Origin of the sequence: Treponema sp. OMZ 906, assembly GCF_024181185.1 — a bacterium.
GTDB lineage: Bacteria > Spirochaetota > Spirochaetia > Treponematales > Treponemataceae > Treponema.
This window is the reverse complement of the sequence record NZ_CP051196.1, coordinates 357,465-379,288: the sequence shown is the minus strand read 5'-3', so window position 1 is coordinate 379,288 and position 21,824 is coordinate 357,465. Positions and strand designations below refer to the sequence as shown.

16 protein-coding genes are annotated in these 21,824 nt (G+C 45.4%); 9 read left to right on the top strand and 7 right to left on the bottom strand.

What is annotated here, in order from left to right; genetic code table 11:
* Window positions 1–48: 48 nt before the first annotated feature.
* On the bottom strand, window positions 49–1,803 hold the full coding sequence (locus tag E4N69_RS01520) for a hypothetical protein (protein WP_253824270.1): 1,755 nt from the start codon (window positions 1,801–1,803) through the stop codon (window positions 49–51).
* Between the two features lie 235 nt (window positions 1,804–2,038).
* On the opposite strand from E4N69_RS01520, the gene thiD reads away from it, so the two are divergent.
* From thiD to E4N69_RS01495, 4 genes are all read left to right on the top strand, one after another.
* The gene (thiD, locus tag E4N69_RS01515; protein ID WP_162662139.1) at window positions 2,039–2,848 is read left to right on the top strand and encodes a bifunctional hydroxymethylpyrimidine kinase/phosphomethylpyrimidine kinase; all 810 of its coding nucleotides are present in this window, start codon (window positions 2,039–2,041) and stop codon (window positions 2,846–2,848) included.
* 15 nt (window positions 2,849–2,863) lie between these two features.
* Entirely contained in the window at window positions 2,864–4,195 is a 1,332-nt protein-coding gene (locus tag E4N69_RS01510) for a thymidine phosphorylase (protein WP_253824269.1), read from the top strand.
* Window positions 4,196–4,216: 21 nt separating this feature from the next.
* Entirely contained in the window at window positions 4,217–6,349 is a 2,133-nt protein-coding gene (gene recJ, locus E4N69_RS01505) for a single-stranded-DNA-specific exonuclease RecJ (protein WP_253824268.1), read from the top strand.
* A gap of 541 nt (window positions 6,350–6,890) precedes the next feature.
* Window positions 6,891–9,227 (top strand): adenylate/guanylate cyclase domain-containing protein, encoded by a 2,337-nt coding sequence (locus E4N69_RS01495; protein ID WP_371922356.1) that lies wholly within the window; start codon window positions 6,891–6,893, stop codon window positions 9,225–9,227.
* A gap of 100 nt (window positions 9,228–9,327) precedes the next feature.
* Here the strand turns inward: E4N69_RS01495 and E4N69_RS01490 are convergent, their stop codons facing one another.
* Window positions 9,328–10,830, bottom strand: a complete 1,503-nt coding sequence (locus E4N69_RS01490) for a Do family serine endopeptidase (protein WP_253824267.1) — start codon at window positions 10,828–10,830, stop codon at window positions 9,328–9,330.
* 152 nt (window positions 10,831–10,982) lie between these two features.
* Here E4N69_RS01490 and E4N69_RS01485 point away from each other — a divergent pair, with 152 nt between their 5' ends.
* Window positions 10,983–11,984 (top strand): methionine ABC transporter ATP-binding protein, encoded by a 1,002-nt coding sequence (locus E4N69_RS01485; RefSeq protein ID WP_253824266.1) that lies wholly within the window; start codon window positions 10,983–10,985, stop codon window positions 11,982–11,984.
* Window positions 11,981–12,643 (top strand): methionine ABC transporter permease, encoded by a 663-nt coding sequence (locus E4N69_RS01480; RefSeq protein ID WP_253714921.1) that lies wholly within the window; start codon window positions 11,981–11,983, stop codon window positions 12,641–12,643. The genes E4N69_RS01485 and E4N69_RS01480 overlap by 4 nt, the downstream gene beginning before the upstream one ends.
* Before the next feature lie 139 nt (window positions 12,644–12,782).
* Here E4N69_RS01480 and lsrF read toward each other — a convergent pair whose 3' ends face one another.
* The 5 genes from lsrF to E4N69_RS01455 form a co-directional block, all read right to left on the bottom strand.
* The gene (gene lsrF / locus E4N69_RS01475; protein WP_253824265.1) at window positions 12,783–13,667 is read right to left on the bottom strand and encodes a 3-hydroxy-5-phosphonooxypentane-2,4-dione thiolase; all 885 of its coding nucleotides are present in this window, start codon (window positions 13,665–13,667) and stop codon (window positions 12,783–12,785) included.
* Between the two features lie 82 nt (window positions 13,668–13,749).
* Window positions 13,750–14,829 (bottom strand): substrate-binding domain-containing protein, encoded by a 1,080-nt coding sequence (locus E4N69_RS01470; protein WP_253824264.1) that lies wholly within the window; start codon window positions 14,827–14,829, stop codon window positions 13,750–13,752.
* A 79-nt stretch (window positions 14,830–14,908) separates the two neighbouring features.
* Window positions 14,909–15,901, bottom strand: coding sequence for an ABC transporter permease (locus tag E4N69_RS01465; RefSeq protein ID WP_253673193.1), 993 nt, complete (start codon window positions 15,899–15,901; stop codon window positions 14,909–14,911).
* 4 nt (window positions 15,902–15,905) lie between these two features.
* Complete coding sequence (locus E4N69_RS01460) at window positions 15,906–16,910, bottom strand: ABC transporter permease (RefSeq protein ID WP_253824263.1); 1,005 nt, start codon at window positions 16,908–16,910, stop codon at window positions 15,906–15,908.
* Window positions 16,911–18,413 carry a sugar ABC transporter ATP-binding protein gene (locus E4N69_RS01455; RefSeq protein ID WP_253824262.1) on the bottom strand — a complete coding sequence of 501 codons (1,503 nt, stop codon included), beginning with the start codon at window positions 18,411–18,413 and terminating at the stop codon, window positions 16,911–16,913.
* 298 nt (window positions 18,414–18,711) lie between these two features.
* Here E4N69_RS01455 and E4N69_RS01450 point away from each other — a divergent pair, with 298 nt between their 5' ends.
* The 3 genes from E4N69_RS01450 to E4N69_RS01440 all read left to right on the top strand — a co-directional run bounded on the left by E4N69_RS01450 (window position 18,712) and on the right by E4N69_RS01440 (window position 21,806).
* Window positions 18,712–19,638: a sugar-binding transcriptional regulator gene (locus E4N69_RS01450; protein ID WP_253824261.1), complete on the top strand. Its 927-nt coding sequence runs from the start codon at window positions 18,712–18,714 to the stop codon at window positions 19,636–19,638.
* Window positions 19,639–19,658: 20 nt separating this feature from the next.
* Window positions 19,659–21,233, top strand: coding sequence for an autoinducer-2 kinase (gene lsrK / locus E4N69_RS01445; RefSeq protein WP_253824260.1), 1,575 nt, complete (start codon window positions 19,659–19,661; stop codon window positions 21,231–21,233).
* A 183-nt stretch (window positions 21,234–21,416) separates the two neighbouring features.
* Window positions 21,417–21,806, top strand: a complete 390-nt coding sequence (locus tag E4N69_RS01440; RefSeq protein ID WP_253676050.1) for a cupin domain-containing protein — start codon at window positions 21,417–21,419, stop codon at window positions 21,804–21,806.
* Window positions 21,807–21,824 lie beyond the last annotated feature (18 nt).

The following is a 21,824-nucleotide window of genomic DNA, read 5'->3' as shown; positions in this document are numbered from 1 at the left end:
GGGATGGCGGGGTATTCAAAAGAATATCTAATTACCCCGCCATAATTGCTATTTTGCGATGCGCGATGCGGCGCTGATAGTGCGGTGGCGTTCTTCCCAGGGGGAGGCAACGCGGTTTACATCGGAAACAACGAGGAAGCATTGAGTCGCCTTGCCAAACCAGTCTTTATTGGTTGCATCTTTGCGGAGTACATACTGGCATTTTTTTCCATCGGTAGAGAACGAGCGGCATCCGTTTACCGGCTTTCCCGTTGCATCGATCATCGAACCTGAATCGCGATAGTATTCTTCTCCCGGCACGTCAAAATAGAAATAAGCATTTTTAACCCGCGGATCGTTAACCGAAAAGATAATCTCTATTGTATCGGAATCGCGGGAAACGGATTGTATAACCGGCATTGTAAGTGCTTGCTGTTCGTTTTCTGCTTTCGCAGCAGGGACAATAAGGAAGAGAACTTTTCCTTTTGCGGCTCCTTTAGTAGACTTATCTTCCATAACGGTTTTGCCGCCGATTCCGGTTACATTCAATTCTTTTTCAAACGGCTTCTGCCCCTCAAGTGTAACCGATGCGAACCACTTTCCAAGAGCGGCCGCTCCCTCACCTTCACCCGAAGACAGATGTTTCAGCATCAAGAGTTTCTCTTTTTTATTAATCTCCATCAGCCCCTTTGCACTTTGCTCATCAAGCCCCCACACATCAGCGGGTGAAGCAAAGAAAGCTTCTTTAAAGTCTTGAGCTGTTAGATCACCTTTGTATTTTGCAAGCATAGTAACAAAGATTTTTCCCTTACCTTTATGCTGTTTTGAAACAAAGGACGCATCAGCCTGCTCAATCATCCATGAAATGTCGGTAATTTGAGCTGCTGCCGTTTGAGCAGCTGGTTCTTTTGTTTTAGCTTCAGCCTTTTTGTTTTGAGGCTGTTTTGTAGAAACAGCCTTATCACCAGCCCCTTGCTTGGTCGAGGCTATCGTTTTAGGAGCATCTTTCTTAACTGACTTCGTAGATGCCGGTTTAGGTGCCTCTTTCTTAACCGCTTCCGGAGATGCAGACTGCTTATTATTTTTTGCGGTTGCTTTAGACTTTGCCGTTTCTTGTTGTTTCGGATCTTGTTTAGCGGGCTTTGTCTGAGCATTTTTTGCTTGAGAAGCGGTTTTGTTTTTAGAAGCGCTTCCCGATTGAGCAGCAGCCTTTTGTGGTGTTTCCTTCTGAGTAGATTCTTTCGCCGGTGCCTTTTGGGGTGCAGTCTTTACCGATTGCTTAGAGGCGTCAGTTTTTGCAGCCGCTGCTTTTTGAGGCGTTTCCTTCTGAACAGACTCTTTTGTCGTCGCTTTTGAGGGCGTAGTCGTTGCCGATTGCTTAGGCGTGTCGGTTTTTTTAGCCGATGCGCCGGATGCATTTGACTTCGCAGTTTTCTGCTGTGCCGACCCCTGTTTAGCGGGCTTTGTCTGAGCGTTTTTCGCTTGAGGCATGTTTTTAGCAACGCTTCCCGATTGAGCAGTCGTTTTTCGAGGTGTTACCTTCTGAGCGGGTGCTCGCGTCGACGTAGACGTTTTTGCTTCAGCTTTTTGAGGCTCGACTTTTTTAGGTTCGACCTTTTCTGAATCGGAAGGCATGGCCGCAGTAGCCGAGTTTTGCATTGTCTCTGATTTGTTTTCAGTCTGTACTACCTGTACATCCGAGGCAGACGCTTTTGCAGTTTCTACGGGCGTAAGTTTGGGAGTTTTATCTTCCGGAGCTGTTTTACATCCTGCAGCGATTATGAGTAAGCAAAATAATATAAACGATAATAATGATTTTTTCATCCAAGATCCTCCTTAACGGTAAGGCGTAGTAAGAAAACAAATAGTAGGGAACCTCTAAAAATCTAACCGAGTTTTTAGAGATACCTTGTCTTATGGAATGTATCGGTAATTATATCGGAAAGCCTAAAAAGATACCAGAGGGCTATCCCGCAACAATCTCGCACCGATCTTGACTTAACGAGCAAATGTGATATAGTTCTCACTCGTAGATATTTTCATAATTGAGGAGTATAAAATGGTAAAATTAGCGACAATTGCCGGTTCCGATGCATCCGGAGGAGCAGGGCTTGAAGCGGATTTAAAAACATTTCAGGAGTATGGCGGATACGGTATGGCAGCGATTACTTTGGTTGCTACCATGAACCCCCATAAGGATTGGAGCCATGAGGTGTTCCCGATCGGTGAAGATTCACTGCGGTCACAGCTCGAAACCATTTTTAACGGTATCGGCGTTGATGCGGCAAAAACGGGAATGTTGGCAACTCCATACGCAATCGAACTTGCTGCCGAGTATCTCGGTAAATATAAGGTAGAAAACTATGTTCTTGATCCGGTAATGATCTGTAAAGGCGGGAATTTGCCGCTTAATCCGGAAATCAATGAGCTGTTGATTAAAAAACTGTTGCCGCTTGCAAAGATTATTACGCCGAATGTGTTTGAAGCAGGTCAGATTGCTCATATCGATACGCCTTCGACATTAGAAGAAATTAAAGATGCCGCAAAACGGATTTACGATATGGGCGCTCCGCATGTATTCATTAAGGGAGGCTCAAAATTGAAAGATGCAGAGACATCCATCGATGTTTTCTACGATGGCAAGGATTTCCGCTATCTCGAAGCTGAGCTGATTAAAACCGAATGGACTCACGGGTGCGGTTGTACCGTTGCCGCTGCAATTACTGCGGGCTTGGGTTTCGGGCTTGAACCGTATGAAGCAGCCCTCCGCGCAAAGAAATTTATCACGTTAAGTTTACGGAACGGTTTTGCCCTCAATAAATGGGTTGGCCCGGGTAATCCCGCCGCGTGGCGCAAGGCCTTCAATTAAAAGAGGAAGAAAAACATGCGTGCAGTTGATATCATTATGAAAAAGCGCGGGTTTAGAGAAACCGGCGCAGGAACGCTCTCTCGGGAAGAAATTGCCTTTTTAGTGAACGGATATGTGGCCGGAGAGATTCCCGACTATCAAATGGCCGCATGGCTGATGGCGGTTTACTTTAACGGTATGACATTTGATGAAACCGCCGTTCTTACCGATGTAATGCTGCATTCCGGGGCAGTCATGGACTTGTCGGGGATTGAAGGTCCCTTTGTCGACAAACACTCCACCGGCGGTGTCGGAGATAAGCTTTCTTTACCGCTTGCTCCTATTGTAGCTGCTTGCGGGGTGAAAGTTCCGATGATGAGCGGTCGTGCGCTTGGTCACACCGGTGGTACGCTCGATAAACTTGAATCGATTACCGGATATAAGACCGGCCTTTCCGTTGACCAATTCCGTAATTATATCAAAAAAATCGGCTTTGCAATGACAGGGCAGACAAAAGAGATTGTCCCTGCCGACCGGCTGATTTATGCCCTGCGCGATGTTACGGCAACCGTTGAATCGGTGCCGCTCATTACGGCGAGTATTCTCTCCAAGAAAGTTGCAGAAGGTGCCGAAGCGCTGGTGTTCGATGTAAAATGCGGAAGCGGCGCCTTTATGAAAACGCTGCCCGAAGCTGAAGCGCTCGCAAAGAGCCTTGTCGGTACCGGCACCGCGATGGGGAAAAAAGTTATCGCGATGATAACCAATATGTATGAGCCTTTAGGAAATGCAGTCGGTAACTTCTTGGAAATGGAAGAAACCTACAATGTTCTGAAAGGCACAGGGCCTGAGGATGTAACCAACTTAACATTACAGCTTGCAGGCTGGATGCTCGTGCTTGGTCATAAGGCTGCATCAAAAGAAGAAGGAATTCAAAAAGCGCAAGAGGCGCTTCGCAGCGGCAAAGCGCTTGAGCTGTTTTTAGAAAACATTACGCTGCAAGGCGGCAATGCAGAGCAGTTTGTGGCCGAATGCGGAAAGCGCCGCAGCCCGCACACCTGCCACATTAAAGCGGAACAGGACGGCTTTATCGCGGATATCGATGCGTTCAAAATCGGTATTGCCGGAGTTAATCTTGGGGTCGGCCGCAATAAAACTACCGATGCGGTGTGTCCCGATGCCGGTATGATTCTGCATAAGCACGCAGGCGATGCCGTAAAAAAAGGCGACCTCATCATGGACGTGTACGGTAAGGATGCGGAGTGCCTTCCGGCTGCTTCCGATATGATCAAAACAGCGATACGGTATGCAGCGGAGAAGCCGCAAATGCGTCCGTTAGTGTTCAAAGAAATCTCTGCGGCCGATTTATAGCCGCGCTTCCGGTACCATACAGTGAATTGGGAAAAAAAAGATATAGACCCGAGTGTTGTCCGCTCCATGGCGCAGCAATACGGCTGCACTCCGCTCGTTGCATCGATTTTGCTGCGGCGCGGTATTGCCGAAGGGCGCGAGGCATTTTTTCACCTTGAAAACGATCTGCGCTATGTGTACAATCCCTTTCTTTTTGTAAATATGGAGGATGCCGTTGACCGGATCCTCGATGCAAAGGAAGAAGGTGAGCGGGTACTTATTTTTGGAGACCGCGATGTGGACGGGATCACCGCCGTTACCGTGCTCTACGAAGCGCTCACCGATTTAGGCATTCCGACGACATGGCGTATTCCCACCGGCGACGAACCGTACGGACTTTCCTGCAAAGCGGTTGATGCACATGAAGCCGACGGCGGCACCCTCATCATTACCGTAGACTGCGGTATTTCCAATATTCAAGAAGTCGCTTACGCTGCGGAAAAAGGAATCGATGTTATCGTCATCGATCATCACACCCCGCAGGATACGCTTCCCGATGCCGCAGTCATCATTAACTGTAAGGTGCCGGGATCGGGCTATCCCAACGAACATCTTTCCGGATGCGCTACGGCGTGGAAGGTTGTTACCGCCCTGCGCTTCGGACTTCTCGACATTTATAAACAGCAGATTTGCCTATTGAATGTGCGCCCCGTTAACGATGCCTTTGCAGTGGAAGCTATCCATACCGTCAATTTGGTTGAAACAGCTCGAATCACGGAAACGATTATCCCCGGTATGGTTCCGTTTTCAGATACTCGGCTCGGCAGATTTTTGCAGGGGCAGCAGATTTTTGTCTGGGATAAAGACTTACAACTCAAGCAGCTGGAAAAAGTGTTCGGTAAGTCGGTTGAGTTTTATGTGAGTGATTTTAGACTCGAATGCGCAAAGATTGCGCCTCAGCTTGCCGAGATGAGCCTTTTGCGGTTAAAGAATTTATCGCGGATTGGCAAGTACAACGACACGCCGATGTCCGAACTCGACGGCTTTTTCAATATCTTTATTACGCTCATCCAACAAGCGCATAACATGTACGGTGAAAAAGAAAAGCGTGAATTACAACTCGTCGCACTTTCGCTGCTTGCAGACTTGATGCAGCTGACCGGAGAAAACCGGATATTGGTAAAGCAAGGCTTAGCAGCCATCAATGCCGCGCCGCGTGCCGGTCTTTCCGAGTTGATGATAAAACAGGGGCTTATCGGTAAGCACATCGGCACCAACGATATTGCGTGGAATATTACGCCTGTTATCAACGCAACCGGACGGATGGGTAAACCGGAAACGGCAATCAGACTTTTCCTTGAGCAAAACGCAGCGGTACGCAATGAACTTGCAGATGCGGTTGTTGCAATGAACGAGGAGCGGAAAGAACTCGGAAAGACCGGCTGGGCAATTGCCGAACCGATTGCGCGAGAAAGTCTTGCAAAATACCGCGAAAAGCTCACCGTTGTTGTAAGCGATAAAATCCATCGCGGCATTACCGGTATCCTTTCAAACCGGCTTGCAGATAAGTTTAACGTGCCGAGTATGGTTATCTGTCTTATGGAAGACGGAACCGCAGTCGGTTCGCTTCGTTCCGCCCGCGGCTATCGGGTGCTCTCTTTGCCGGAAGCATATCCCGATTTTTTCCTTGACTACGGCGGACATGCATTTGCCGCAGGATTCAGCTTAATGCAAGAAAAACTTGCGCCGTTTTTAAAGAAAGTTCAAGAATTCACCGCTGCTATCGAATTTGACGAAAATTCCGAAAACCCTCCGCTTTCCATCGATGCGGAACTCCCGCATGATTATTTAACGCCTGATCTTTTAACCGTACTTGACACCTTTGAGCCCTACGGCGAAGGCTTTCCGGCGCTGCAATTTGCCGCTAAAGGAGTCAAACTAACTGCCGCCTCAATTATGGGTAAAACCCAGCCGCAGCATTTACGCCTTACGTTCGACTGCGGAACATATAAATGGACAGCGGTGTATTGGCAGGCAGCGGATAAATTGAACGTCGAATTTAAAATCGGCGACAGTATCGATGCCGTATTCACACTAAGCCGGAATACCTTTAACGGCAATACGGTACCTCAAATGGTTATTCAGGATATGCGGAAGACGGGCACGGGTATTTAAGCAGCGTCTCTCTTATACACAAAATTTTGAATAAAATTTTGTGTAATTTTTTTACGGCGGCAGGGCAAGCGTAGAGGTTCAATTCCGGTTGAACAGCTCCGCTTTTTCTGCGGGAATATTAAACAAGCATCTGATGCGCTTGCCCTGCGCTTCGTTGGCGTTAGCGCCCTTGCCGAGACAAGGTAAGGTTTGCCAGCTCTTTGGGTAAGTCGCTGCCGCGCAGTGTGAGCGTATTATCGTCATTGCGGGTGTACTGGAGCTTCCACGTTGCATTCATGCTCCCTCAGTTGAATGGACTTGAAGTGTTGCGGCGAATCAGGAAAACGTCGAATACGCCGATTATTTGCTGCAGCTGCCGTGATTCCTAATTATTTTGCGGAGCTGTTAAAAAATCGCCTAGTGTATTTACCCTGGCACGCGGGGCGTTCCCTTGACAAAAGATGTCGAGAATATACACTATAAGCGATAATTAACATATCGACAGGCTGTTGAAAGATATCCTTTTGTGTTATAAGCTATTCTAAAAATATAGGACATTGAGATGCGTGTAATCGAAGACGAAAAGTTAGAAACAGTACATAAACAGACCGTAGAGTTCCCCTACAAGATGCAAATTGTCTCTCTTGTTATTTTTGTTGCGCTGATATTCTTACCTTTTGGTATGGACAAAATGGATCTTGTTAATCATACGCGAACGCCGCAGCTTCTCTACCCTTTTACAGTTTTATTCTCCGGCTTAGTGCAACAAAATTTTCTATTTTTTTATGTAAGTTGTTTTTCATTTTTTTTACTGCCCGTAGCATTCCTCATAATATTTATATCAATCTTTAATAAGAGAATAACACAGAATATCGTTATTATCTCTGCATTTGTTGCTGTAACGTGCTATCTTGCGGCTGCCATCTCAGGGATGACGGTATTTGCAAACACCATACGCTGGTTCCAGTCGCTAAGTATTTTGGTGTATATGGCCTTTTTTTTGGCACTTACGTTCCATATTTTTTTAATCAGCTATGGCATTGCATTAATAAAAGCGAGAAATGAAACGTATTCCGCATACAAACAACTTATTTTAGAAAGTGAAAAAACAGAGGAGTCGGATAAACAGCCGGAAAACAAAAAAAAATTCAATATAAAGCGACAAGTTCAAGAGTTGATCGGTCGTATAAAGTCTCCCCAAAAGAAGACACATCTAAAGAGTAAAATAGCCGGCGTAATTCTTATCGCAATTATTATTATTATTTCAGTCTTTATTTATACGGATTTAAAGAACTATAAATTGCTGTTAACGCAAAATGTGAATACAACCGGTAAGAACCAAGCCGAACAAGTGGCGGCAATCTACGGATTTTCCGACGGGCTTCATGCAAAAATAAGCGCCTTTCTCGAAGGAATAAAAAAAACGAATGCATCTTCCCCGTTTCCGCACCGGCGCGTAGATATTATTACAACGGACAGTAAAGAACCGGTATTTCTTGATAAGATTGATAATACTACAGTGCTTCCCGATTTCAATGTATTCTCCTATACAACAGAACAAGGGGCGGTGCGCAATATACCCGCAGAAGAAAAACGCATTACTGCGGAAGAAGCTGCTCTTTACATAAAACATTTTCAAAATATAAATACCCGGAGCCAGCCTATTTATAAAGCGGACAAGCGGATGTGCCTTTATGTACACCCCATAACCTTTTCACGCAAAGACGGCCAAAGACTCGTCGGGTTTTCCGTCGTAACATATATGAAAGAGATACTTGACCGGCCATACTTCCAAGCAAAAGTATTTATCTTTGCACTTGCAGCTATTTTCTTGTATGCGGCGATAATTATTACACTTTTTCTTGCCGATTTTATTGCCGAGCCTATTATTCAGCTTTGTGTAAATATTAGAAAGACGACTAATATATTAAACGAAATATTTTCAGGAAATGCAAAGATCGATGCACACAAACTTGTGTTTGATGATAATCTTAAAACGCGTGACGAAATAAAAACGCTTTCAAAAGAAATAAAAAATATTATTACGCTTGTGCGTGGTATGCTTCCATATATTTCGTTCCATACTCTTAGAAATGCGGAAAAAGATGTCGGTTCCAAAAGTATCTCGCGAAATCTTTGTTTCCTTTTTACCGATATCAGAGGCTTTACAAAGCTTTGCGAAAAATTGCCGGCGAGAGAGGTCATATTGATGTTAAATCGCTACCTAAACATCGAAACTAAAATTATTTTTGATAACGGCGGCGATGTCGATAAGTATGTCGGAGACGAAATGATGGCTTTTTTTGCAGGTCCTAAAAAAGAGATCAACGCTTGTAAGGCAGCGATGGAAATACGGGAAGCACTCTATCGCGAACAGCTGGCAGCTCTAAAGGTAGGGAGAGAAACAATTTCTCTCGGCATCGGTATAAATACGGGCTACGTTATATTCGGCCCTGTCGGTTCCGAAACGAGAAAAGATTTCACTTCTATCGGTGATACGGTTAATTTGGCGGCACGGCTTGAAGGCGCAAATAAACAGTATGGATCAAAGACTATTATTTCTGAGGCTGTCTACAACAATCTGGGAAATGCATTTATTTGCCGTGAGCTTGATTATATAACGGTTAAAGGGAAAACGGAGGTTGTACGTATTTTTGAAGTGTTGCAAGAAGCTAAAAAAAATACCGGCGATAAAATTTATGATTTAAAAAAGCTTTTTGAAACGGGGCTTGACTATTATCGGCAGCGGAAATGGAAAACTGCCGAAAAATATTTTTTGGAATGCGTAGAAAAATATAACGATAAACCGGCAAAAGTTTTCTTAGAAAGAATCGAACATTATCGGAGTTCTCCGCCGCCCGCAGATTGGAAAGGCGTTTTCGTTATGCGAGTGAAATAATCGGTTGGAGCCATCCTTTACAAACATGGGCAGGCAATACGTATAAAAAACGCCGATTAATCCTGATGGGTTAATCGGCGTTTTCCTTTTTTAGCTTCTATTAAAACTTATAACGTAAGGTCGATAGTGTTTGCCCTTCACGTAATACATCGAACCATACTTCTTTTTTGAGCTTTGATAATTCACGATAGAATTCGCGCATATTCGCTACCGATACATCGTTTACCGCAGTAATAACGTCGCCGGATTTAAGCCCGATAATAACGGCGGGTGTTTTATTGGTAATGTTGGTTACCAGTACTCCCGTTTGCTTTTTATCGAGCTTTAATTTATCACGTATTTCATCACTGAGCTCGTAACCGATAAATCCCGGCCAGAGTTTTGACGAATCGGTAACGATGTTTTGATCTCGATCTTCAATTTTTACGGAAAATGTTTGTTCTTTGCCGTCACGGATAACTACAAATTCTGCTGTCGTTCCACTGCGAAGATCACCGACATCGCGGACAAGTTGATCGACACTCTTTACTTCTTTGCCGTTCAGCTTAACGACAAAATCGCCCGGGCGGATGCCGCCTTTAAACGCAGGAGAACCTAAAAATATATCGATAGCCAATGCTCCGGTTTTTTCACCGAGCCCTAGGGCTTTCATAACCGTTTCGTCGGCGCTCGTCAGTTGGACACCGACCCATCCGTATTTCAATTTACCGTCGGAAATGAGCGAGTCGATTGCGCCTTTAACGTTGTTGATCGGAATGGAAAAGCCAAGCCCTTGGGATCCGCCGCTCGACGATGCAATCCAAGTATTAATGCCGATAACTTGCCCGTAGATATTCACGAGCGGGCCGCCGGAATTCCCCTGATTGATTGCCGCATCGGTTTGGATAAAGTCGTTGATGTTATTATTCGGGCCGCCCGACCGTCCTACCGCACTGACCATACCGCGGGTAACCGTCGAAACATACCCGAGCGGAGAACCGACAGCAAATACGATATCGCCGACTTCTACTGCGTCGGAATTACCCAATTCGGCAATGACAATATCTTTTTCGGTGGATTCAAACGAAACCAATGCGATATCCCGCCGCTGGTCACCACCGACCAATTTTCCTTCCGCAGTATGTCCGTTATACAACTTGACGATAATCTTTTCAGCCGTACCGGTAACATGCTGATTAGTCAGCACATAATAGGTGTTACCGCTCTTACGAACGATAACGCCCGATCCCATACCTTCTGATTTATATTCCTGTTCGCCGCTATCTTTTCCATCGGATTTTTCGCCGTTCTCCTGATTAGGCATTCCGAAGAAGAACCACGGGAAACCGTCACCCGAAAGCGGGTTTCTGACTTTCTTAATTTCGGTAACCGAAAGCGTTACCACAGACGGTAAAATCGCTGCGGATACCTGCCGGTTTGCGCTTTGCAGTCCTTCCAACAACGTAATCGTCTCTTTTGTAATTGCATCCGAATGCTTTGTATCGGCATAAACCGTTGTTGCCGAAGCAGGACTTGCAGAGCATGAGGATACAAAGATCATCACAACCATGCTTAATACTGTCGCGAATGACAGTAGTGTTTGAAATTTCTGTTTTAAATACATGAGTTTACCTCCAATATGAGAGCGCTATAAGAGATGTAAGTTTTAGAAGCTCTCGTTTGTGTATCACTGTTTCTTAAACATATAACATACTATTATGATACACCTATCGGCAATAACTTGACAGAGGTTTTATATTTTGTTTGTATGTACGGATGATACGGTTGGTAAACGTAAACAAGCGGTACGGAGAACTTCAAGCGGTGGATAATATCAGCCTTGAAATTCCTTCTCATACGATTTTCGGAATTATCGGAAAAAGCGGCGCGGGGAAATCGACGCTCGTACGGCTGATAAGCCTTTTGGAACCGGTTGACTCGGGCGAGATTTACTACGGAGACTCCCGCGTAGACACCTTGACGGGTAAGCTCTTACGAAATCAGCATAAAAAAATCGGGATGATTTTCCAGAATTTCAATTTATTTGCATCGCGCACGGCTGCGGGCAATATCGCCTATCCGCTTGAAATTGCGGGAATGCCGAAGCGTGTTATCGCAGCGAAAGTGGAAGAAATGCTGAATGTTGTCGGGCTTGAAGGACGCGGTGATGCGCGGGTAAGTACCCTATCCGGCGGGCAAAAACAGCGGGTTGCTATTGCCCGTGCCTTGGCGGTTTCTCCCGATATCCTCTTTTGTGATGAAGCGACGAGCGCACTTGACCCGCAGACAACACGCTCAATTTTGGAACTGCTCAAGCGGCTGCAAAAGGATATGAATTTAAGTGTTGTGATGATAACGCATCAGATGGAAGTAGTGCGCGATTGCTGTCAGCAAGTGGCCGTTATCGATAACGGCGCCGTGGCGGAAACGGGTTCCGTGCGTGAAATCTTTTCTGCGCCGAAGTCGGAAGTAACCAAAGACTTCTTAATGCATATCAACCCGCTCAATCCCGAAGACACGCAGCTTATCCGATGGTCTAAAAGCGGCGGCGCCTATACGCTCCGGTTCTCCGGCGAGCTTACGAGTGAGCCGGTCTTGAGTAAAATTTCCCGCGATTACGGTATTGAGTTTAATATCTGTGCAGGCGGTATGCAGAAGGTCGGGGAAACGGTGGTCGGAACCCTCTTTGTCGATATTAACGGTTCCTCCGAAGATATGCAAAAAGCGTTTGCTTATCTCAACCAAAACGGTATCAAAGTAGAGGAGACACATAAATGAGTTCATGGTCAGCGTTAGTGCAGCTGGTAGGAACGGCGACGGGGCAAACGCTTATAATGGTATTCTTTTCTACGCTCTTTTCTTTTATACTCGGAGCGCCGCTCGGCGTGCTGCTGTGCATCACTGCGGAGGGGAACCTGATGCCGAGACCGGTGGTGCATCAACTTATCGACCGGGTGGTAAACGTGTTACGCTCATTCCCGTTTATTATATTGATGATTTTACTCTTTCCGTTTTCACGGCTCATCATCGGTACCAGCATCGGAACCGCCGCAACGGTCGTGCCGCTTTCCATCGCTGCCGCCCCTTTTGTTGCACGGGTTATCGAAAGCGCCTTGCTGGAAATCGACCGCGGTGTTATCCAAGCGGCTCTCGCGATGGGGTCATCTACTATGGAGATTATCTTTAAAGTGATGATACCGGAAGCGCTGCCGCCCCTCGTTGCAGGCATTACGCTCACTATTATTAACCTTATCGGATATTCGGCAATGGCGGGCGCAATCGGCGGCGGCGGTCTCGGTGATTTGGCAATCCGATACGGCTATCAGCGGTTCCGCAGCGATATCATGCTGGCGGCGGTCATCGTTATTTTAGTGATGGTAGAACTTATTCAATTTATCGGTACGAGGATCAGCACAGCGCTTGCAAAACGGCGGTAGGAGATACTCACTCGCTGTCTTTTGTAAAGACTGGGAAGCTGCATTAAGGATAAAGAGGTAGTACTGATTAATTAGCCTTCCTACTAAAAAGCTGAGAGAAAGGGCAAACATGTCAGATTTGTTTGCCCTGGTCGTACCTTTATTTTTTATTAATTTGTTCCGTATAGAATTCAAACGCTTCTTTGTCGGTATATTTGTGGTGAACGATTTTTCCGATTGCATCGGCCATCGCTACAGAATGAGCACTCTGGAAAATATTACGGCCCATATCAAGCCCTCTGGCTCCGTCGCGGATTGCATGATAAGCCAATGCGAGCGCTTCTTGTTCGGGGAGCTTTTTTCCACCGGCTACTACAATCGGCACCGGACATGCAGCAACGATTTCTTCAAAATCTTCGCAATAATATGTTTTTATAATATTTGCACCGAGTTCGGCAACAATACGCGTTGCAAGTTTAAAATACTGTGCGGTGCGCTCCATGTTCTTACCGACTGCGACTACGCCAAGGGTCGGTATGCTATAACGGATTCCCGCATTAATAACCGCAGAAAGATTATCGATGCTTTCCAGCTGACCGTCGCCGCCGATAAAAGTCTGAACTGCAAGGCAGTCAGCATTCATCCTTATCGCATCTTCAATATTGACGGCAACAACTTCATGGGTTAAGTCATCCTGTACCATAGAAGAACCGGAAGATACTCTGAGCGCAATAGCTTTTTTGCAGTCGGGACGCACACAGGTGCGCAATGCGCCTCGTGTTGCCATAAGGACATCGACATGGTCATTAAGCTGGGGAATTAAAAGGTCGAGCCGTTCGAGTCCCGAGACGGACCCCATAAAATAACCGTGATCAAATGCGAACATCACGGTATTACCGGTTTGAGGATTAAAGATATTCGAGAGGTGTTTTTTCATACCCCAGTCGAGATTGCCTGCCCCCTTGACATAAAATGCACCGTCAACGGCAAAAGGGACATCCGTGTGATAATCGTGAGCTGTTTTTAAACCGTCTAAATCTGCCATACTATCATTCCTATCATTAAAAGTGATAACAGGGAACCTCTAAAAACGGCTGTGTCTTTAAAGGTTCCCCTATAACCTCTATTTAGAAGTTATACTTATCCATGTTTTCTTTTGTGAATACTGCGCGCTCCGGAAGCAATACAACACCGGAATCGTTTGCCGTATAAGCTTTCGGATCAAGTACCGTGTTCGGCTGAATAGTTACCTTACCGATGGTAGGGATATCGATTGTGTCGCCGACTTTCATACTGTGTCCTGTTGCTGCCCAGTAGGCGAGGTAACAGGAAATTGCACCTTGAATACCGCAGTCCCACAAGCCCCAGCGAGTAAGAATACCTGCACGGCAATAGCCCTTAATCGCATTCGGTGTTGCAAACCCGGTAATGGTTACCTTTTTCTGATTAAGACCAAGGTTTTGTGCGGCTTGACATTGACCGGGAAGCGCAGTCGAGTCGTTACAAATAATTAAGTCGATATCTTTGTGAGCAGACAGAACCGCTTCTCCAACTGTAATTGCACGTTCTGCATCTTGGTTCGAATAATAGTTATCCGGCGCAACATTAACCCATTTGGGATACTTTTGGCGAATATAAGCTTCGCCTGCGACATGCCATGAATTCTGATCGGTAACCGTTGCCTGAGAATAGTGCCAGCAGTATTTGATAACATCCGTATCGGGATTTTTACCTCTTTCTTTAAGAGAGGTAACGCCCATATCTACAAGCATTTTGCCGAGGATATCGGGGGTTCCCTGAGATGTCATAAGCTGCCGTGCATCGGGATTGGAATCGGAGTCCCATGTCATAACGGCAAGGCCGGCTTTGCGCGCTGCTTTCAATGCTTGATCGACACCGGCTGCATCAACGGTCGAAATTGAGATTGCATCGGCACCTTGCTGAATAGCATTGTTAATGATATTAACCTGATTCGCCACTGCTGCATCGGGGCTGCCGTCATACTTTACGGTAAAACCGACCTGCTTTGCCAGTTTTTGAGCGCCTTCATTTGCTACTTCAAAAAAAGCATTGCCGCTGATTTTCGGAATAAATACGACAACAACGTCTTTCTTTGAACCACCAGAGCTCTGATCACTTGAGCCGCCGGCAAATACCGGTACGCCGACCAAGAGCGCTGCCAACATAATCGACATCAGTTTTTTCATTTTTTACCTCCTGATTTTGTCGTCCGTTGTTTTCACCTATAGACATCTTTAAAAGCAAAGCTATTAAAGATGACCTCCCCTATCGCTTGCGGAAAATACCGGTGAGATTACTCGAAAAACCTTTCCCGGAAAATCCGCGAGATGCAACAATAATGAGCAGTAACATGCCGACCGGTATATCAAGATACTGAGTATTGACTCCAGCCATCGATAAACCGAATCGCATAATTCCAATTACCAGCGCAGAAAGCGCCGTCCCGAAAATACTGCCGCTCCCGCCGGTAATTGCCGTACCGCCGAGTACGACGGCCGTTATAACCGGCAGGGTTAATTCTTTACCAAAGTCCGCCTTTGCAGTACCGAGATATGAAGTAAGTACAATTCCGGCGATCGCCGCACCGGCCCCGGAAAGCGCATACGTCGTCATCTTAATAAATCGCGTATTTACCCCGGAAAATTCGGCTGCATTCGAGTTAATACCGCACAAATACACGGAACGTCCGTAGGCAGTACGGTGCAGAATAATATAGGCAATTATCGCCATAATTAAAAACAATAAAATTTGAGAAGGAATAATTCCAAAAAAACGGAACTGCGTAACTGCCGTAAATGCAGCAGGGAAACCGCTGATACCCTTGTACAATTCAACCTTTGCAATACGGGTAATCGAAACCGCTAAACCGGAATATAAAAACGAGCCGCCGAGTGTTACGACCATGGGCGGCACATTGGTATACGCAATAATAAAACCGCTTAACAGTCCGCACAGTATACCTGCAATAATCGCAAGCAAACAGGCCGCATAGATATTTACACCGCTTTGAAAAAATACGCCTACAACAATTGACGAAAGGCCGACTATGGAACCTGCCTGAATATCCATCCCGCCGGCAATAATAACCATCGTTACAAAAAGCGAGATGATGCAGATCGAAATAAAGTCATTGATTGAACCGAGCAGTACAATCGGACGTAAAAAGCGCGGGTTCAACATACCGAATAAGATGATTTCGCATACAATAACGGCAATCAGCAATAATTCATTTGTGAAAGCAAACCGTTTCTTTCCCATATAGCTACCTACTCTCCGTTCCGGCTGTCTTTGCTAAGAGGCGCGTTCTCCGGGCCTTTTCAGCCGCATAATGCTGTACCAGCCCGTCTATCGTAACAATCGTAATCAATAAAATACCGGTAATCGTGCTGTCATAATCGGAAGAAAATTTTAAAAATACGAGGATGCGGTCTATCGACGCCATGATGATGGCTCCTATCAGCGCACCGAACAACGAACCTACACCGCCGGACAGACTGATGCCGCCCAGAACACAGGCCGCAATCGCTTTCATTTCGTAACCGTTTCCTGCAATCGGCGTAACAAATCCGATGCGGCTTACATAGATACAACCGGCTGCGGCGGCAAAGAACGAACTAAGTACAAAGGCGCTTATCCGCGTACGCTTTACCGGAATACCGACCAGCTCGGCGCCGCCGATATTATCCCCTACGGCATAAAAATTGCGTCCTACGGCAATACGCCGCAGCAATAGTGAACCGCCGACTGCGATAATGAACGTTGTCAAGTAAATGTAAGTGATACCGCCGACAGTCGCTTGACTGATCGCCTTATACTCAAACGGAATGTTTTCAACCCATTTTCCGCCGGTATAGACATAGATAAGACCGCGGATAACGCCGTTCATACCAAGTGTCATAATAATGGAAGGAATGCCGAGATATACGAGCCCATAACCGTTTATGAGTCCGCATACAATACCGATTCCGACAGCCGCTAAAATAGCAAGCGACCACGGACTGCCGTCACGAATTAACGTTGCGCTTACCGCAGCAGTCAACCCCATCACTGCGCCGACTGAAACGTCGATTTCACCGATAATCAGTACAAATGCGATACCGATAGACAAAAGCGCAAATACGACGCTTGAGTTTACCGTCTGCATTAAATTTCGCGTACCGAGAAAATCGGGATTAACAATACCGACAAGAAGAAAAAGTATAACTACTACCGCAAGCGAAAAGAGGCTTCTTGCCTTAAAAATCCGCTTAAAGGATATACACTGCATTTATCCAACCATCCCTTTTTCTACACCGAAAGAAGCCGCCATCAGCGCCTGTTCGTTTATTTCATCTTTTGAAAATTCATGATTAATTCTACCACGGTACATGGTAACGACCCGATCACTCATCGTAATGATTTCTTCCATATCGGAACTGATCAGTAAGATAGCTACGCCTGTTTTTTTAAGCTCTTTGATAATCGCGTACACATCGCTGCGTGCTCCCGCATCAACACCGCGCGTCGGTTCGTCAAGAATAACAAGGTGCGGATTTGTAGAAAAACATCTTCCGATAATCACTTTTTGCTGATTGCCGCCAGAAAGAGAACCCATTATCTGGCCGTCGCCGATAACTTTAATATGAAATTCATCGATGTATTTTTTTGCAAGCGATTTTTCTTGTACGGTATTGATAAGCATTCGCTTTAACGTTGTAAGTGTTATAGAGGTAATATTATTACGCACCGTTGTCAATTTAAAAATTCCGTTTAAAAACCGGTCTTCGGGAAGATAATTGAGTCCCTTTGCAATGATCTGCTTGGTTTTCAACCCCGTAATATCTTCTCCGTTTAAATACACTTTTCCGCCCAGCACCTTATCGCGGCCGTAAAGCGTCGTTGCAAGCTCCGTTTTACCGGCTCCTACAACACCGGTCATACCGAGAACTTCTCCGGGATAGACATCAAGATTGACATCGGCAAAACCGTAACCGCTGAGAGTTTTAAGTGAAAGTACCGGCACTTTTTTTTCGACTTCCGTCGTCTCAATCGTTTCTTCTTCGAGCATTTTTTCGACACTTTCCGGTGCAAGCCCTTTTAACAACATATCGTATGTAAAGTCTTTGGTGTCGCCGTCCATCGTAATAGTACCGTCTATTAAAAGCGCAATGCGATTTGCTATAGCAAATACTTCATTTAAACGATGTGTTATATAAATGACGCCGACTTTCTTTTTTTTCAATTCGGCGATAATGTTAAAAAGAGAGTTAACCTCTTCAAATGTAAGCGAAGAGGTCGGTTCATCAAAAAACATGATACGCGCCTCACGCATCAGACCGCGTAAGATTTCTACCAACTGCTGTTCCGCAATCGAGAGCGTACGCGCTGTTCTATCAAAATCGAGCTTCCAGCCGAGCTGCTGCATAATATCCATAAGACGCTTATGAAGTTCTTTCTTTTTACCGGGAATCCCCATCAAAATATTTTCTTCGAGCGTCATATTTGAAAAAAGCATCGGCTCCTGCGGTATAAGATATACCCCTGCGTGGAGCGAGGCCGATGGGCTTCCATAATGGATAGACTTCCCGTCTACAAGGATATCACCGCTTTCCGGCCTGTTTATTCCCATAATGGTCTTTACCAGCGTGCTTTTACCGGCACCGTTACCTCCGATAAGCGCAAGAACGTCTCCCGGATAGACATTCAAGTCAACGCCCTTAAGAACGGCATTGGAACCGAAAGATTTATAGATTTTCTTTACCGACAGCAACGGCGCTGCGTTTTCATCCATAGGTTGTTTCCTCTCTCACTCAAGAGTAAAAATTAAAGAACTTTTGTTCTTAATGTGAACATTTATCAATAAATTAAGTATAAGACGAAAAAAACGATTTGTCAAATGTATATTTGATAAAATAGCAAAATTTCAGCGAGATAGAGATTTCTTGCTGTTTTAAAGTTTTACCAATTAACTTATGAAGAAAACGAATATTTAGTCCTAATAATCTGTTAGTTAAATCTTGTTTTTTTAGATTTAATGTGATAATATGTTCATAGTGTGATATTTTGTTCGTTTAGGAGAAAAAAACACAATGACGGATGATTGGGAAAAAGAGCTTATCGTACGTATTGCATGGTATTACTACATTCAAAAGAAAACGCAGAAAGAAATAGCCGATATGCTCGGTGTTTCCCGTATGCGTGTTATCAGATTGCTTGAAAAGGCTGAACGGGAAAACGTTGTGCAAATCAGTATTCATAACGATTTTAGAGGCAGGCTGAAAACCGAGCAAGAGCTGATCGATATCTACCGGCTTGATGATGCCTTTGTAATCCCTTCCGATGAACGCCATACCTCCGAAACGCTTAATGATGCGGTTGCGAAGGCGGCTGCCATGTACATCGACGAACACTTCTCCGATACTCCCATCATCAATATCGGATATGGTGATACGACCGGACGGTTTATGAATTATTTTTCGCAAATTTCAAAAAAGAAACCGACGTATATCTCGCTCACTGGTGGAGTGAGTATTTATCTGCTCAACACACAGCTCTCTGCCGGAAATGCATCACTCTACCTTATTCCGGCTCCTTTCGTTGCATCGACAAAAGAAATTGTTGACGCAATAAAAAAGGAAACAGCCGTTATTGAAATTTCGCGGATGCACCCGACGGCAAGCTGTTCGGTTATCGGCATCGGCGGTATGGATGATAATGCGACTGTTATTAAGTCCGGTATCATACAAAAAAACGATTTCGATTTTCTCAAAATGCGCGGCGCTGCGGGTGATGTGCTTGCTCATTTTTTTGACGAAAACGGAACTTTTATTCCGGTTTCTACCGAAGAACGCCTTATCACATATTCACCGGAAGCATTAAAGAAACTGCACAATGTCATTGCTGTTGCTGCAGGAACGGTCAAACGCCCCGCAATCAGAGCGGCGCTTCGGGGACAGTACCCGAATATTCTCATAACGGATGAAACGACTGCACAATGGCTCATTGAAAATAAGTAAAGGAGTATTGGGAGATAATTATGAGTGAAAAGTATTTGATGGCTATCGATGCCGGTACGGGGAGTGTTCGCGCTGTCATTTTTGATGTAAACGGAAATCAAATCGAATGCGTGCAGCAAGAATGGGAACATCTTGAAGATCCGAAATATCCCGGGAGTATGAACTTCGATTGGGAAAAAAATTGGGACTATGCGCGCCGCTGTATCGCCGGAGTAATGGAAAAATCACGCATCAATAGCGCAGACATCGTTGCTGTTTCGACAACTTGTATGCGCGAAGGGATTATCTTATACGATAAGACAGGAAAAGAAATCTGGGCTTGTGCAAATGTCGATGCACGTAGTACGGACGAAGTGGTACAGCTTAAAAAAAAGTCGCTCTCCCTTGAACATGAACTCTACCTTGAGACCGGACAAACGTATTCGCTCAGTGCATTGCCGCGTATCCTTTGGGTAAAAAATAATTTGCCGGAAGTATATGAGAACATTGCTTCTATCGGTATGTTTAACGACTGGCTTATCTATAAAATGAGCGGAAAACTGGTTATGGAACCGAGTAACGGCTCTACGAGCGGGCTTTTTTCGTTGACTAAGCGGACATGGGATAAAACGATTGCAGATCGTTGCGGTCTTAAAAGCGATATCTTCCCGCCGGTACAGGAATGCGGTACGCTCGTTTCCCACGTCAGCAAAGAGGGCGCTAAAGAAACCGGATTGAAAGAAGGAACCCCTATTATTGTCGGCGGCGGAGATGCTCAGCTCGGCACAATCGGAGTCGGCGTAACGGAAGCAAACGAAGCGGCTGTTTTCGGCGGGACATTTTGGCAATATGAATATAACACCGCAAGCGGAAGCATATCGGACGACTGCGATATACGGGTGAACTGCCATGTGCAGCCAAACCTTTGGCAGTATGAAGCGCTTGCATTTAAGCCCGGCCTGATGATGCGCTGGTACCGTGACGGATTTTGTACCGAAGAACAAAAAGAAGCTGCCGCGCAAGGTAAAGATGTCTATGCGCTGATGGATGAACGCGCCGAAAAAATCCCGGTCGGTTCGAACGGTATGTTCTGCACATTTAGCGATGTTATGAATTTTTCCGCATGGCGCCATGCAGCCCCTACGTTTACGAACTTCACCTTTGAAGCGGAGCTGTTCAATAAATACACCTTTTACCGTTCTATCCTCGAAAGCACTGCGCTGATCACTTACGGTCATATGCAGCTCGTTGCATCAAAAGGCGGCGGAATGCCTGCTGCTGTAACATTCGGCGGCGGAGCTGCAAAGAGCCGGTTATGGGCGCAAATCGTATGCGATGCGCTCGGTGTTCCTTTGCGCATACCAGCCGTAAAAGAAGCAACCGCGCTTGGGGCGGCAATGCTTGCAGCGACAGGTGTCGATATATACGGCAGTATAAAAGAAGCGGCGGCGGCGATGGTGAAAATCGAAACGACACTACAGCCGAATATGCAACATCATAAAAAATACATGGAAATGTATAAAATATGGCGGGATATCTATGATGCACAGCTCAGCTTGAGCGATCGCGGCATCACGCAGTACATGTGGGCTGCGCCGGGCATTACCGGAAAATAGACGGGAACTTCTAAAAACTTCAGGTTTTAGAAGTTTTCTTTAGATGTAACTTGCGATGTTTTAATTTAAGTCATTATATTATAAAGACTTAAATTAAAACTCGACGGGCACCTCTATTCCGAAGGATGCGAAGCAAATCTAACCGAGTTTTTAGAGGTGCCCAGAGCATAATAGGAGAATAATATGTTTATAGTCGATGAAAAAGATAAAGAGTATCGTTTTCAGGATCACGGGCCGAAGTATTTGATGAAAGGGCCTCGAATGAATTTTGCGATAGTGCAGTTCCAACCGGGACAGGATTTTAGAGCGCATTATCACGACATAATGGAAGAAAATTTTTATATCCTTGAAGGTGAGGTAGATATTGTTGTCGATAACGTCGTGCATCATCTGACAAAGGGACAATTCATCCATATTGAACCTAAGGAAGTTCATTATGTTATCAATCGATCAAATGCCGTGATGCGCATGGTATCGACTCTTGCCCCCTATCAAGACAACGATAAGATTGAGGTGGATAATCCCGTCATTGATTCGTGCGGAGGGTTTAATACCCCGACGCTTGCGTCGTAACAAAGGGTATTAAAACCG